Source organism: Arsenicicoccus cauae (genome assembly GCF_043162025.1).
In the GTDB taxonomy this organism is placed as follows: Bacteria; Actinomycetota; Actinomycetes; order Actinomycetales; family Dermatophilaceae; genus Arsenicicoccus; species Arsenicicoccus cauae.
The window spans coordinates 3,130,323-3,143,601 of sequence record NZ_CP171001.1 but is presented as its reverse complement, the minus strand read 5'-3'; the positions used below and the strand labels follow the sequence as shown (position 1 = coordinate 3,143,601).

Sequence of the window (13,279 nt, the reverse complement as noted above, 5' to 3'; positions counted from 1 at the left end):
CACGGGGAGCCCGTCACCGCGAGGTGGCGGGCTCCTCGCCGTCGCGAGGGCGGGCTCGCTGCGCGCCCTCGGTGTGCGCTCACGGCGAACACGCGCCCCGGCGGGAAGGGTGTGTCGGCACCGGGCGTTAGTGTCATCAGCAAGCGACGCTCGAGACCGGTCCACGGCAGGGCGCCACCCAGTGCGACAGAGAGATGAGACTCACGGTGAGCCAGAGCAACGTCCCCGCGACCCCGGTCGCAGCGGCCGCGCCCCAGGGCGGTCTCGACGACCACATCTACCAGCGGCTCCTCAAGGACCGCATCATCTTCCTCGGCTCGGACGTCCGCGACGACAACGCCAACGCGATCTGCGCCCAGCTCCTCCTGCTCTCGGCGGAGGACCCCGACAAGGACATCTGGCTCTACATCAACAGCCCGGGCGGCTCGGTGACTGCCGGCATGGCCATCTTCGACACCATGCAGTGGATCCCTAACGACGTCTGCACCGTGGCGATGGGCATGGCCGCCTCCATGGGGCAGTTCCTGCTCTCCGCGGGTGCCCGGGGCAAGCGCTACGCGACGCCCCACGCCCGGATCCTGATGCACCAGCCTCTCGGCGGCATCGGCGGCACCGCCACCGACGTCAAGATCCAGGCCGAGCTCCTCCTCGCGATGAAGAAGGAGATGGCCGAGCTCATCGCGGAGCACACCGGTCAGCCGGTGGACAAGATCAGCGCCGACTCCGACCGCGACCGCTGGTTCACCGCGGCCGAGGCCAAGGACTACGGATTCGTCGACTACGTCTTCGAGCGCGCCATCCAGACGCCTGGCAGCGGCGGCACGGACGCCTGATCGCCATACCGACACGACCCTCTCGGAGACCCAGATGATCCAGCACCCCCAGCTCCCGTATGCCGCAGCCGGCCGGTCCGGCGCGGCCACGCCCACGAGCCGCTACATCCTGCCGCAGTTCGAGGAGCGCACCTCCTACGGCATGAAGCGGACCGACCCCTACACCAAGCTCTTCGAGGACCGCATCATCTTCCTCGGCGTGCAGGTGGACGACGCGTCGGCGGACGACATCATCGCGCAGCTCATCGTGCTCGAGTCCCAGGACCCGGACCGCGACATCACGATGTACATCAACAGCCCCGGCGGCTCGTTCACCGCGATGACGGCCATCTACGACACGATGCAGTACATCCGTCCGGACGTGCAGACCTTCGTGGTGGGGCAGGCCGCCTCGGCCGCCGCGGTGCTGCTCGCCGCTGGCGCGCCCGGCAAGCGGTACGCCTTGCCCAACGCGCGGGTCCTGATCCACCAGCCGGCCGTCGAGGGCGGCGGTGGCCAGGCCAGCGACATCGAGATCCAGGCCAACGAGATCTTTCGCATGCGCACCTGGCTCGAGGAGACCCTGGCCCAGCACTCCGGCCGCACGGCCGAGCAGGTCCGCGACGACATCGAGCGCGACAAGATCCTGTCGGCCGCCGCGGCCAAGGACTACGGCCTGATCGACGCGGTCCTGACGAGCCGCAAGGCCACGCTGGACTGACCCGCACCAGCGGGCGGGCTGCCCGATCGGCGACGCCGGCCGGGCAGCCCGATGCACGACAGGGGCATTGCGCTGTTGGCTGAACTCCCCGGGGCTCGGCGTGACGCGCGGGCGATAACAGGTGCTGGGGCCGAGCGTCCAGGTACCGTCCTCAAGACACGGCGCTGCGGCGCCGGCGGTCCAGGACCGGCCCGGAGGGGGCGGTCTCGCACAGGTGGAGGTGGCAGATGGCTCGCATCGGCGACGGTGGAGACCTGCTGAAGTGTTCCTTCTGCGGCAAGTCGCAGAAGCAGGTCAAGAAGCTCATCGCGGGTCCGGGTGTCTACATCTGCGACGAGTGCATCGACCTGTGCAACGAGATCATCGAGGAGGAGCTGTCCGAGGCTCCCGACTCGGGGCTCGACGAGCTGCCCAAGCCGCGCGACATCTTCGCCTTCCTCGAGTCCTATGTCATCGGCCAGGAGGACGCCAAGCGTTCCCTCGCGGTCGCGGTCTACAACCACTACAAGCGCATCAACGCCGGAGCGACCGGGTCCGCCACGGGCACCTCGGCCTCCAAGCGCGGCGACGAGCAGGTCGACATCGCCAAGTCCAACATCTTGATGATCGGACCCACCGGCTGCGGCAAGACCTACCTGGCCCAGACGTTGGCGCGCATGCTCAACGTGCCTTTCGCCATTGCCGACGCCACCGCCCTGACCGAGGCGGGCTATGTCGGCGAGGACGTCGAGAACATCCTGCTCAAGCTCATCCAGGCGGCCGACTACGACGTCAAGAAGGCCGAGACGGGCATCATCTACATCGACGAGATCGACAAGATCGCCCGTAAGTCCGAGAACCCCTCGATCACCCGTGACGTGTCCGGCGAGGGCGTGCAGCAGGCGCTGCTCAAGATCCTCGAGGGCACCACGGCGAGCGTGCCTCCGCAGGGCGGGCGCAAGCACCCGCACCAGGAGTTCATCCAGATCGACACGACCAACGTGCTGTTCATCGTCGGTGGCGCCTTCGCCGGCCTGGAGCAGATCATCACCGCCCGTGCGGGCAAGCGCGGCCTCGGCTTCGGTGCCTCGATCGCCACGCATCGCGAGGCCGGGGCACCGCGCTTCGCGGACCTGCAGCCGGACGACCTCATGAAGTTCGGCCTCATCCCCGAGTTCATCGGCCGCCTGCCGGTCGTGGCCACGGTGGACGAGCTCGACCGGGCGGCCCTCGTCCGGATCCTCACCGAGCCGCGCAACGCCCTGGTCAAGCAGTACCGCAAGATGCTGGACATCGACGGCGTGGAGCTGTCGTTCACGCAGGAGGCGGTCGACGCGATCGCCGACAAGGCCATCGCGCGGGGCATCGGCGCGCGCGGGCTGCGCGCGATCATGGAGGAGATCCTCCTGCCGGTGATGTTCGACGTGCCCTCCGACGACGACATCGTCGAGGTCTCCGTGACGCGCGAGACCGTCGAGGAGGGCGCCACGCCCGTCGTGGTCCGCGCGACCGACAAGCGTCGCAAGGCGTCCGCCTGACCGGTCTGGCCCGGCTGACCGGTTTGGTGGGGTATGCCGTCAGCGTGGCCGCTCGGTCGTGGCGGCCCAGCCCACCGCAGCGACCCCCAGCAGGGCGGCGATGACGACCGGGACCGGCGCGGCCGGCAGGGATGCCCTCGCCACCATCCCTGCGCCCCACGCGACGACCCCGAGGGCCGTGAGCGCGGTGCACCGCTCGACATAGCGCCGCAGCAGACGGGGGTCCAGCCGCGCGGACCCCGGCGCGGTCGTCGACACGGCCACGCAGGCCAGGTGCACCACCACGAGCGCCGCCACGACCAGCACCCTCGGCGACCCGGGGTCCTGCGTCGCCACGAGCAGGTAGGCCCCCAGCGCCGCCAGGGCCACAGGCCCACCGGCGGGCTCCGGTCGGGCGGCCGCGAGCAGCGCCCCGAGCACGACGAGCGTGACGGCCACCGGTGACAGCTGGTGCCCGCTCGGCGCGACGAGCGGGACCGCGCAGGCGCACAGCATCCCGAGCAGGCGGACGGCGAGCTGGGAGCGCGAGGTGGAGCGTGCCTCCGCCAGCTTGCGGACGAGCGCCCGCTCGGTCGTCGAGGGGCTCCTCGCGGCACTCATGCCCGGGCCCGTTCGCGGCGGGCCTGGAGGCGTCGTAGCAGCTCCTCGACGGAGGAGGCGTCCTGCCAGGCGACGACCGGGATGCCCTCCCGCTCGAGCAGGTCCGCCGTGCGGAGGCGTTCGAGAGTGAGCAGGCGCCACGCGACCGCCTCGACGTCCTCGTCCGTCGTCGTCGCGGTGGGGGTGACGTCGATGCACGCCACGTCGAGCCCGCGCCGCGAGAGGGCGACGACGGCGTCGACCACCACGCGCGAGGTGAGCGGGGTGAGAGCCAGCAGCAGGGAGCCGGGTGTCAGCCCCAGGCTGAGCTGCTGCACGTCCGGCTGCCGGTCGCTGGCGGGGTCCACGGTCGCGAGGGCGCCGAGCAGCCGCTGCAGGTGCCGCCCGCCCGTCCCGGCCGCGACGGGGAGGATGGTGGCGTCCCCGAGCACGCGCAGCCCGACCCGGTCCCCGGCGGCGCTGAAGTGGCCGGCGACGTGCGCGGCTGCCTGCACCGCGGCCTCGACGCTGCTCGGCGCGCCCGGGTCGGCGTGCGGGATGTCGCTCAGCACGTCCACCAGCAGCATGACCTGGGCGTCCTGCTCGGCAGACATCGTCCGGACCTGCAGGCTGCCGGTGCGGACGGAGGTCGGCCAGTGGATGCGCCGGACGCGGTCGCCGGGGCGGAAGGGGCGGATCTCGGCGAACTCCGAGCCCTCGCCCGCGCGCCGGGACAGGTGCCGCCCGAGCTGCTGCGCGGGGCGCAGCTGGTCGGAGCGCAACGGCAGCCGCTCGGGGGAGGGCAGCGCGAGCAGCCGGTGGCCCTCGCCGGCCCGGAACCTGCTGCTGTGCGCCGCCCAGGCAGACGACAGCCGCACCTCGCCGCGGACGACGGAGTGCCGCCCCCACACCGTCGGCGACACCAGATGCTCGCCGTGGTGCCGCGCGCCGTCGAGGAGGGTGCTGGTGGCGCCGTGCGGCACTGCGGGACGGAGCCGGTCGCTCGGCGCCAGATCCACACCCAGCACCTCCGCGCGGGGGTCGTGCTCCACGTCCACCGTGACCGTCGTCGTGGACCCCTCGCGCAGCCGGTCCGACCGGACCGCCGTCCGCAGCCGGCTGGGTCGCTCGGGGCGGCCCAGCGCGCCCAGGACGGCGACGACGAGCAGCGGTGTGGCGACCACCAGCAGGTCCATCCGGTGACCGAGCACGGCAGCGACCGCGAGGGCTACGCCCACCCCCACGACGCCGAGGTGGTGCGGCGTCGCCGACCAGCCCGCCTGCCGGGTCGCCGCGCCGGCGCGCCCGTCACGGATGGGTGCCGTCATCGGCTGAGGCCACCGGTGAGGGCGGCGGGCGTCGGCACGCTGTCGAGCAGGGACCGCACGATGGTGGCGCCGGACACCTGGGTCATCCACAGCTCGGGCTTGACGGTGAGCCGGTGCGCGAGGGCGGGGACGGCGACGTGCTTGACGTCCTCCGGCGTGACGTAGTCCCGGCCCCGCACCACGGCATACGCGCGGGCCACCGTCACGAGAGCCAGCGAGCCGCGGGGAGAGCTGCCGACCTGGACCGACCCGTGCCGGCGGGTGGCCGCGACCAGGTCCACGCAGTAGTCGACGACGGTGGGGTCGACCTCGACCAGCTCGGTCGCGCGCTGGGCCTCGAGCAGCTCGCCGGGCGCCAGGACCTGCTCGACCTGCTGCGCCTCGGACCGGCGCCCGAGGCGACGGAGCACCACCTCTGACTCCTCCTCGGGCGTCGGATAGCCGAAGGAGACCCGCAGCAGGAAGCGGTCGAGCTGGGCCTCGGGCAGGGGATAGGTGCCCTCGTGCTCGACGGGGTTGGCGGTGGCGAGCACGTGGAAGGGCTCGGCCAGCCGGAAGGTGCGGCCCTCCACCGTGATCTGGCGCTCCTGCATCGCCTCGAGCAGGGCGGCCTGGGTCTTGGGCGGGGTGCGGTTGATCTCGTCGGCCAGCAGCAGCCCGGTGAACAACGGCCCCTCGCGGAACTCGAACTCGTGGGTGGCCTGGTTGTAGAGGAACGACCCGGTCAGGTCCGAGGGGAGCAGGTCCGGGGTGAACTGGGCTCGGGTGAACCGCAGCCCGAGCGCCTGGGCGAAGGACCTCGCGGCGAGCGTCTTGCCCAGGCCGGGGTAGTCCTCGAGCAGCACGTGACCGCCCGCGAGGATGCCGGCGAGGACGAGCTCGAGAGCCGGCCGCTTGCCGACGACGGCGGTCTCGACCGCGTCAAGGACCCGGGCGCACGTGCCGGTGACGTCGGTGGGACGGGAGTCGTTGCTGGTCATAGCTGTTCGATCCTCGCGATCAGGGTCGTGAGCGCTCCCTGCGAGCGCGGAGGGGTCAGCGGGTCATCGACCAGGCGGGTCAGCTCGGGGCCGAGCAGCTGCCTCGCGCGGTCGGGGTCGGTGGCGCGGTCCACGCCGTGGCGGGTGAGCAGGCGGTGGTCGACCAGGTCCACCAGCAGCGGCGAGAGGGTGCGCTCCCAGGTGCGTCCGTCGCGCAGGCCGTGGACCGCCCAGGCCAGCGCGCTGAGCCGCCGGTCGTGGGTGGGGGTGGCGTGGACCTCCCGGTCCCGCGCCCACGGCGCCGACCACCCGGGGTGCTCGGCGCGCGCCCGGTCCGCGAGCCGCCACGAGGTGGCGAGGACCGCTGCCAGGGCGGCGGGCACGACGACCGGGTGGAGCCGCAGGCCGAGCAGGGCGGCGCCACCCAGGACCACGAGGCACAGGACGAGCGCCAGCAGGGTCCGGCGGACGAGGGTGCGGCTCATGGTCGCCCCTCCCCGCGGTGAGCGGCGGCGGGGCCGGTGGGGGCGGCGTGGCCGAGCAGCGCGTCGTGCAGGCGGTCGAGCGCCAGACCGGCTGCGCTTCGCAGCTCCTCGCCGACCTCGTGGCTGGAGAACCTCGCCTCGCGATAGGCCTCGGCCAGGGCGGCGATCGCGTCCTCGGGCACGTGCTGCTCCGCGAGGACGCGGCGGGTGAACTCCGCGGACGTCTCGGCCGCGCGCCGGGTGCTGCCCGCGGCCGCCGCGAGGCGCTCCAGCTCCACCCAGCAGGCGACGATGCCGTTGCGGGGCGTGCCGCCGGCCAGGGCGGCCCGCTGCTGTCGTGCGGCCTCCTCGTCGAGCACGGGCTCGGGCGCCAGGTCCGGGGCCAGCGGGGCGTCGTCGCGCTCGTCCCGCGGCAGCGCCCGCGCCCGTCGGAGGACCCGACGGCCGACGACGACGGCGAGCACCAGTGCCGCGGCCAGGAGCAGCCAGGGGAGCCAGCCGGGCAGCCCCTCCCACCCGTCCCCGCCGTGCGCCTGGGCGGGGGTCACGGTCGGGGTGCCGACCCCGGAGGCGGGCACGGCCCGCGGGTCCTGGGCATCGCGCTCGGGGGAGGCGGTGGTGAGCGACCTCGACGTGATCAGCGTCGGCCCCCGCACGGTGGCCCACACGAGGGCGATCCCCACCAGCGCCAGCACGACGGCCAGCAGCCCCAAGCCCCTACGCGTGCTCACCGTGCTCCACCCCCGATCGCTGCGTGCCCCGTGATCCTGCCACGTCCGCCGGCTCGGGATGTGCTGGGGGGTGGGCGTGAGAGCGCCGACGTGGTGAGGTGGTGCCATGGCTCCCGCCTTCGCCCTGCGCCGTGGCAGGCCCGCCCCGCAGCAGTCGACGCCGACGACCTGCGGCTCGATCTGCCTGGTGGTGGCCCGCATGCTGACCGACACTGCCTATGCCGAGCGGGTGCGGCGCCGGGGCCTGGCCGCCGAGGAGCTGACCGTGCGCAACCGCACCAACCGCCTCCTGGCGACGCCGACCTCCTGGCAGGTGCCCTGGCCCCGCGCCTTGGGGACCCCGCCGTGGGGAGCCGCGCGTGAGCTGGCCCGGCTGCTCGGGGTGGGCCGTCGCGGGGTGCGCTGGCGGGTCATCCGCTGGGCCGGCCGGTCGGCGCGCGCCGAGCTGCTGCGCCGTTGGGAGAGCTCTCTCGCCTCGGACGGACCGGTCCTGCTGTATGTCGGGAGCCGGTGGCTGCCTCGCCACGTGACGATGCTCGTGCCCGCCGCCGACGGCGTGGGGGTGGACGTCTTCGAGCCGTCCGCCGGCGAGGTGCTGGAGCTGGATCTCTCGGCGTTCGTGGCGGGGCGGTTGTCGCTGGCCGGCTGGAGCCGGCCGTGGCTGGTGGTGGGACGTGCTCCGGGTCCACGCGCCGACGCCGCCGAGTGGTCAGTCGTCGACGTCGGGAACTGACCACTCGGCGGTGGGGAAGGGGCGGTGGGGGTAGGGACCGGACGAATCCGTGGGGTCAGGCCTTGGCGCGCTTCTCGGCGGGGATCAGCTCGACGTCGCTCACCGCGAGCGTGTCGCCCTCGGCATACTCCAGGCCGGTGATGGTGCCGGTGGCCCGCAGGTCGGCCTCGGCGAGGCGCAGCTGCTCGACCTGGGCCGCGGGGGCGGTCAAGGTCATCGCGGTGATCTCGCTGCGCATGCCGACCTTGGCCTCGGACTTGGCCTTGCGCACCCCGATCAGCGCGGCGGACACGGTGTCGAGCAGCGACGAGTCGCCCTGCGCTGCAACGGTGCTCAGCTCGTCGATGGTCGGCCAGGGCTGACGGTGGACGGTCCCCTCGCGGAACCAGCTCCACACCTCCTCGGTGGCGTAGACCAGCACCGGGGCGAAGAGGCGCAGCAGGACGTCGAGCGCGATCCGCAGCGCCGCCCGGGCCGAGGCGGCGCCCGCGTCACCGCGTCCGCCGTGCGCCCGGTCCTTGACGAGCTCGATGTAGTCGTCGCAGAAGGTCCAGAAGAAGGTCTCGGTGGCCTCGAGGGCGCGGGTGTAGTCCATCGCCTCGTAGCCCTTGCCGGCCGCGTCCACGACCTCGGCCAGGGACGCGAGCATGGCCCGGTCCAGCGGCTCGGTCACCTGGGCCTCGAGGTCTCCGGACACCTCGCCGAACCCGAGCGCGAACTTGCTGGCGTTGAGCAGCTTGATGGCCAGGCGGCGCCCGACCTTCATCTGCGCCTCGTCCAGCGCCGTGTCGGTGCCGAGGCGGGCGGCGGCGGCCCAGTAGCGGATCGCGTCGGTGCCGTGCTGCTGCAGCATGTCCTTGGGCGTCGTCGCGTTGCCCTTGGACTTGGACATCTTCTTGCGGTCGGGGTCGAGGATCCAGCCGTTGACCGTGGCGTTGGTCCAGGGCAGCGAGCCGTGCTCCAGGTGGGCCCGCACCACGGTGGCGAAGAGCCAGGTGCGGATGATGTCGTGGCCCTGCGGCCGCTGGTCGAAGGGGAAGATCTTGGCGAAGAGCTCGGGGTCCGAGCCCTGCCCGCCCGCGCGCCAGCCCGCAGCGATCTGAGGGGTCAACGACGAGGTGGCCCAGGTGTCCATGACGTCGGCGTCCCCGACGAAACCGCCCGCCTGACCGCGCTGGGACTCGTCATACCCCGGGGCCGGCTGCGAGGCCGGGTCGACGGGCAGCTGCTCCTCGGTGGGGACGATCCGCTCGTCCCACAGCACCTCGCCCTGGTCATCCACGCGGTACCACACCGGGATCGGCACGCCGAAGAACCGCTGCCGCGAGATCAGCCAGTCGCCGTTGAGCCCGCCGACCCAGTTGTCATAGCGCGAGCGCATGTAGGACGGGTGGAAGTCCAGCTCACGGCCGCGGGCCCGCATCGCCTCGCGCAGGTCCTCGTCGCGGCCCCCGTTGCGGATGTACCACTGGCGCGAGGTGACGATCTCGAGGGGCTTGTCGCCCTTCTCGAAGAAGTTGGCCTTGCGCTGGGTCTTCTTCGGCTCGCCGTCCAGGTCGCCGGACTCGCGCAGCGCCGCGACGACCGCCTCGCGGGCGGAGTGCGTCGTCTTGGTCGCCATCTCGGCGTAGACCTTGCGGCCGGTCTCGGAGGTGATCCAGTCCGGCGTCTCCGCCTGGATGCGCCCGTTGCGGGTGATGACCGAGCGGGTCGGCAGCTGCAGCTCGCGCCACCACTGGACGTCGGTCAGGTCGCCGAAGGTGCAGCACATGGCGATGCCGGCGCCCTTGTCCATCTCGGCGGCCGGGTGGGCGAGCACGGGCACCTCGACCCCGAAGAGGGGCGACCGGACCGTCATACCGAACAGCCCCTGGTAGCGCTCGTCGTCCGGGTGCGCGATCAGCGCGACGCACGCGGGCAGCAGCTCGGGGCGGGTGGTCTCGATGGCGACCGTGTCCCCGTCGGCGGCGTGGAAGGACACCCGGTGGTAGGCGCCCGGGTAGTCCCGCGCCTCCAGCTCGGCCTGCGCCACCGCGGACTGGAAGGTCACGTCCCACAGGCCCGGCGCCTCGGCCTGGTAGGCCTCGCCGCGCGCGAGGTTGCGCAGGAAGGCCTGCTGGGCGGTTGCGCGGGAGTGGTCGTCGATGGTGCGGTACTGCACGTCCCAGTCGAGGGACAGCCCGAGGTAGCGGAAGGTGTCCTCGAAGGTCACCTCGTCCTTGACGGTCAGGATGTCGCACAGCTCGATGAAGTTGGCCCGGCTGATCGCGACCTGGTCGGCGGCCTTGACCGACCTGCCGTCGGCGCCCTCGTGCGGCGGGGTGAAGCCCTCGACATAGGGCAGGGTCGCGTCGCCGCGCACGCCGTAGTAGTTCTGCACGCGCCGCTCGGTCGGCAGGCCGTTGTCGTCCCACCCGATCGGGTAGAACACCTCGTGCCCGGTCATCCGCTTGTAGCGCGCGAGGCAGTCGGCCTGCGTGTAGCCGAAGACGTGCCCGATGTGCAGCGACCCCGACGCGGTGGGCGGGGGCGTGTCGATCGCCCAGATCTGCTCGCGGGGCAGGTCCATCGCCCGCGCCCGGTCGAAGCGGTAGGTGCCCTGGTCACGCCATACCTGCAGCCACTTGTCCTCCAGGCCGTCGAGCGACGGCTTGTCCGGGACGTGGGTGCGCGGCGTGTCAGTGGTCATGGGCGTGATCATCCCAGAGCGCGAGCGCGGACGGCCAATCCGTATGCCGTCGCCCGGGTCCCGTCCCGACCAGGGTGACCCGCCGGTAGGGTCTGCCCCATGGCGAGCTTCTGGCAGATGCTGCGACGTGATCCCGTCTACACCCCCGTGGTCGAGGCGTTCAAGGGGGTCTTCGCGCTGCAGGGACTGCGCTTCCGGATCACCGGGGAGCACCACGTGCCCGAGACCGGGCCGGCGGTGATGATGATCAACCACACCGGCTACTTCGACTTCACGTATGCCGGTCTGGCGGCTCTCCCGTCGCGTCGCCTCGTGCGGTTCATGGCCAAGGAGAGCGTCTTTCGTCACCCGGTGAGCGGCCCGCTGCTGCGGGGGATGCGGCACATCTCGGTGGACCGGGCGGCCGGGGCGGCGTCCTACGGGCACGCCCTGGACGCCCTCAGAGCCGGAGAGATCGTGGGCGTCTTCCCGGAGGCGACCATCTCGATGTCCTTCGAGCCCAAGGCGTTCAAGAGCGGCGGGGTGCGGATGGCGCAGGCGACGGGCGCGCCGATCCTCCCCGTGGCGATCTGGGGCTCGCAGCGGGTGTGGACCAAGGGCCACCCCAAGCGGCTCGGTCGCACCAACGTGCCCATCGGCATCACGGTGGGCGAGCCGATCCGGGTGCGGCCCGAGGACGACGTCGTCGAGGTGACCGCGCACGTGCGCGACACGATCACGCGGATGCTGCACGAGCTGCAGGAGGTCTACCCGCCCGTGCCCGAGACCGAGCGGCACCTGGTGCCGGTGCGTCTCGGCGGCACGGCGCCGACGCCCGAGGAGGCGGCGGTGCTGGAGGCGCGGCTGCGCGCCGAGGGCGTCCAGGGCTGACCTCCCTCGGGCAGTCGCCCCCGCCCGGCGGCGGGCGGTGGACGTCATACGGCAGGCAGGGCCACCCTGCTGATCGTGCAGACGGCGGTCTCGCGGGGATGGTTCGATGGCCGTATGCCGCACCCCCTCGCCCTCCCGCCCAAGGCGTCACCGGGGGACCGCATCGCCGTGGTCTCCCCGTCCTTCGCCGCGCCTGCCGTCTATCCGCAGGTGCACGAGCAGGGGATGCGTCGCCTCGCTGAGGTGACCGGGCTGGTGCCGGTGGAGTACCCCACGACGCGCGAGCTCGGGGCCTCGCCGCAGGACCGGGCGCGGGATCTCATGGCGGCCTTCACCGACCCGCAGGTCCGCGCCGTGCTGGCCGTCGTGGGCGGTGACGACCAGATCACCGTGGTCCCGCACCTCGACCCCGAGGTGGTGCGCCGCGACCCGAAGCCCTTCCTCGGCACCAGCGACAACACCAACCTGCACGCGTGGCTGTGGGGCGCGGGCGTGGCGAGCTTCTACGGCGGCTCGTCGCAGGTGCACCTGGGCCCGGGGCCGGGCGTGGACGAGGTGCATGCGGCGTCGCTGCGAGCGGCGCTGCTGACGGGGGAGCGGCTGGAGATCACGGATCCGGGGGAGTCGCAGGACCTGGGCCTGGACTGGGGCGACCCGCGGGCGCTGACCGAGGGCGGGCCGCGCGAGCCGACGGAGCCCTGGACGTGGCACGGTCCGCGGCGCGCGGTCACCGGCCCGACCTGGGGTGGCTGCCTGGAGGTGCTGCAGTGGATCCTGACGGCGGGGCGCTTCCCGGCCGACCCGGGCGTGCTCGACGGCGGGGTGCTGCTGGTCGAGACCTCCGAGGAGCTGCCCTCCGCCGTCGATGTCGGTCGCATCCTGCGGTCGATGGGGGAGCGGGGTCTGCTGGCCGCCGTCGACGCGGTGCTGGTGGCGCGCCCGCCGGTGTCGAGCTTCGAGGTACGCCCGGGGGTCGAGGACCGGGCTCGGCTGCGGGCCGCCCAGCGGGAGGCGGCCGTGCAGATGATCGCGCGGTACAACCCGGACGCCGTGGTGTGCGTGGGCATCCCCTTCGGTCACACCCGGCCACAGTGGATCCTCCCGCACGGTGGCGTCATGACCGTCGACGGGGAGCAGCAGCGGGTGTGGGCCGACTACTCGTGAACCCGCCGGGGGTAGGACCATCGGCCTGGGGTGCGAAGGCCGGTCGATCGGACTACCGGGGGTAGGTCAGACCGCGAAGCCGAGGTGAGCGAGGGCCTGACGCAGCAGCGTCGCGTGGCCACGGCCCATCTCCTCGGCGACGGCGCGGCTGCACGCCTCGCGGGGGGTGAGCCAGGCCAGGTCCAGGGCGTCCTGGGAGGGCGCGCAGTCCCCGGCCACGGGCACGACATAGCCCAGCGCCACCGCGTGCTGGCGCGGGTCGTGGAAGGGCGTGACGCCCGGGGTGGGGAAGTACTCCGAGACCGTGAACGGCTGAGGGCTGACAGGAATCCGCGGCATCGCCAGGGGCCCGAGGTCCTTCTCGATGTGCCGGAGCAGCGCGTCCCGCAGCCGCTCGTGGTAGAGCACGCGCCCGCTCACCAGCTCGCGAGCCATCTCGCCGTTGCCGGACACGCGCAGAAGCGTCCCGAGGTGGGTGACCTCGCCCCGGTCGTCCACGCGCACGGGCACGACATCGACGTACAGGATGGGCAGGCGCTCGCGGGCCTGCTCCAGAGTCTCGTGGCTGAGCCAGGCGGCCGAGGCATCGACGTCGGGGAGGTTCATGGCGCCATTCCACCACGACCCGGTGATGCCGGGGGGGTGCCTGCCGACCCGCCAGGGCCGTCCG

13 protein-coding genes are annotated in these 13,279 nt (G+C 72.8%); 6 read left to right on the top strand and 7 right to left on the bottom strand.

The window, feature by feature from the left end:
* The first annotated feature begins 206 nt into the window (after nt 1-206).
* The 3 genes from ACF3NS_RS14630 (at nt 207) to clpX (ending at nt 3,050) form a co-directional block, all read left to right on the top strand.
* A complete protein-coding gene (locus tag ACF3NS_RS14630) occupies nt 207-833 on the top strand; it encodes an ATP-dependent Clp protease proteolytic subunit (RefSeq protein WP_392466976.1) in 627 nt (208 codons plus the stop codon).
* Between the two features lie 34 nt (nt 834-867).
* Nucleotides 868-1,533, top strand: coding sequence for an ATP-dependent Clp protease proteolytic subunit (locus tag ACF3NS_RS14625; protein WP_154592593.1), 666 nt, complete (start codon nt 868-870; stop codon nt 1,531-1,533).
* Between the two features lie 227 nt (nt 1,534-1,760).
* Nucleotides 1,761-3,050: an ATP-dependent Clp protease ATP-binding subunit ClpX gene (gene clpX, locus ACF3NS_RS14620; RefSeq protein WP_154592592.1), complete on the top strand. Its 1,290-nt coding sequence runs from the start codon at nt 1,761-1,763 to the stop codon at nt 3,048-3,050.
* 39 nt (nt 3,051-3,089) lie between these two features.
* On the opposite strand, the gene ACF3NS_RS14615 is transcribed toward clpX, so the two are convergent.
* The 5 genes from ACF3NS_RS14615 to ACF3NS_RS14595 are packed head-to-tail and all read right to left on the bottom strand — an operon-like array spanning nt 3,090 to nt 7,153.
* Entirely contained in the window at nt 3,090-3,650 is a 561-nt protein-coding gene (locus ACF3NS_RS14615; protein ID WP_392466972.1) for a hypothetical protein, read from the bottom strand.
* Nucleotides 3,647-4,957: a DUF58 domain-containing protein gene (locus ACF3NS_RS14610; protein ID WP_392466970.1), complete on the bottom strand. Its 1,311-nt coding sequence runs from the start codon at nt 4,955-4,957 to the stop codon at nt 3,647-3,649. Before ACF3NS_RS14610 ends, ACF3NS_RS14615 begins: the two co-directional genes overlap by 4 nt.
* On the bottom strand, nt 4,954-5,937 hold the full coding sequence (locus tag ACF3NS_RS14605) for a MoxR family ATPase (protein WP_154592589.1): 984 nt from the start codon (nt 5,935-5,937) through the stop codon (nt 4,954-4,956). Before ACF3NS_RS14605 ends, ACF3NS_RS14610 begins: the two co-directional genes overlap by 4 nt.
* Nucleotides 5,934-6,422: a hypothetical protein gene (locus ACF3NS_RS14600; RefSeq protein ID WP_154592588.1), complete on the bottom strand. Its 489-nt coding sequence runs from the start codon at nt 6,420-6,422 to the stop codon at nt 5,934-5,936. Before ACF3NS_RS14600 ends, ACF3NS_RS14605 begins: the two co-directional genes overlap by 4 nt.
* Nucleotides 6,419-7,153 carry a DUF4129 domain-containing protein gene (locus ACF3NS_RS14595; RefSeq protein ID WP_154592587.1) on the bottom strand — a complete coding sequence of 245 codons (735 nt, stop codon included), beginning with the start codon at nt 7,151-7,153 and terminating at the stop codon, nt 6,419-6,421. Before ACF3NS_RS14595 ends, ACF3NS_RS14600 begins: the two co-directional genes overlap by 4 nt.
* A 106-nt stretch (nt 7,154-7,259) precedes the next feature.
* On the opposite strand from ACF3NS_RS14595, the gene ACF3NS_RS14590 reads away from it, so the two are divergent.
* A complete protein-coding gene (locus ACF3NS_RS14590) occupies nt 7,260-7,886 on the top strand; it encodes a hypothetical protein (RefSeq protein ID WP_154592586.1) in 627 nt (208 codons plus the stop codon).
* A gap of 55 nt (nt 7,887-7,941) precedes the next feature.
* Here ACF3NS_RS14590 and valS read toward each other — a convergent pair whose 3' ends face one another.
* On the bottom strand, nt 7,942-10,575 hold the full coding sequence (valS, locus tag ACF3NS_RS14585; RefSeq protein WP_392466966.1) for a valine--tRNA ligase: 2,634 nt from the start codon (nt 10,573-10,575) through the stop codon (nt 7,942-7,944).
* 99 nt (nt 10,576-10,674) lie between these two features.
* On the opposite strand from valS, the gene ACF3NS_RS14580 reads away from it, so the two are divergent.
* Both ACF3NS_RS14580 and ACF3NS_RS14575 read left to right on the top strand, forming a co-directional pair.
* Complete coding sequence (locus ACF3NS_RS14580) at nt 10,675-11,445, top strand: lysophospholipid acyltransferase family protein (protein ID WP_392466964.1); 771 nt, start codon at nt 10,675-10,677, stop codon at nt 11,443-11,445.
* Nucleotides 11,446-11,559: 114 nt separating this feature from the next.
* Complete coding sequence (locus ACF3NS_RS14575; RefSeq protein ID WP_154592584.1) at nt 11,560-12,609, top strand: S66 peptidase family protein; 1,050 nt, start codon at nt 11,560-11,562, stop codon at nt 12,607-12,609.
* A gap of 66 nt (nt 12,610-12,675) precedes the next feature.
* On the opposite strand, the gene ACF3NS_RS14570 is transcribed toward ACF3NS_RS14575, so the two are convergent.
* Nucleotides 12,676-13,215 carry a DUF4916 domain-containing protein gene (locus ACF3NS_RS14570; protein ID WP_154592583.1) on the bottom strand — a complete coding sequence of 180 codons (540 nt, stop codon included), beginning with the start codon at nt 13,213-13,215 and terminating at the stop codon, nt 12,676-12,678.
* Between the last annotated feature and the right edge of the window lie 64 nt (nt 13,216-13,279).

Bases quoted from the DNA above. Each gene is read 5' to 3' on its own strand.
- ACF3NS_RS14625 (WP_154592593.1), top strand. From the start codon at position 868: ATGATCCAGCACCCCCAGCTCCCGTATGCCGCAGCCGGCCGGTCCGGC.
- clpX (WP_154592592.1), top strand. From the start codon at position 1,761: ATGGCTCGCATCGGCGACGGTGGAGACCTGCTGAAGTGTTCCTTCTGC.
- ACF3NS_RS14615 (WP_392466972.1), bottom strand. From the start codon at position 3,650: ATGAGTGCCGCGAGGAGCCCCTCGACGACCGAGCGGGCGCTCGTCCGC.
- ACF3NS_RS14610 (WP_392466970.1), bottom strand. From the start codon at position 4,957: ATGACGGCACCCATCCGTGACGGGCGCGCCGGCGCGGCGACCCGGCAG.
- ACF3NS_RS14605 (WP_154592589.1), bottom strand. From the start codon at position 5,937: ATGACCAGCAACGACTCCCGTCCCACCGACGTCACCGGCACGTGCGCC.
- ACF3NS_RS14600 (WP_154592588.1), bottom strand. From the start codon at position 6,422: ATGAGCCGCACCCTCGTCCGCCGGACCCTGCTGGCGCTCGTCCTGTGC.
- ACF3NS_RS14590 (WP_154592586.1), top strand. From the start codon at position 7,260: ATGGCTCCCGCCTTCGCCCTGCGCCGTGGCAGGCCCGCCCCGCAGCAG.
- valS (WP_392466966.1), bottom strand. From the start codon at position 10,575: ATGACCACTGACACGCCGCGCACCCACGTCCCGGACAAGCCGTCGCTC.
- ACF3NS_RS14580 (WP_392466964.1), top strand. From the start codon at position 10,675: ATGGCGAGCTTCTGGCAGATGCTGCGACGTGATCCCGTCTACACCCCC.
- ACF3NS_RS14575 (WP_154592584.1), top strand. From the start codon at position 11,560: ATGCCGCACCCCCTCGCCCTCCCGCCCAAGGCGTCACCGGGGGACCGC.
- ACF3NS_RS14570 (WP_154592583.1), bottom strand. From the start codon at position 13,215: ATGAACCTCCCCGACGTCGATGCCTCGGCCGCCTGGCTCAGCCACGAG.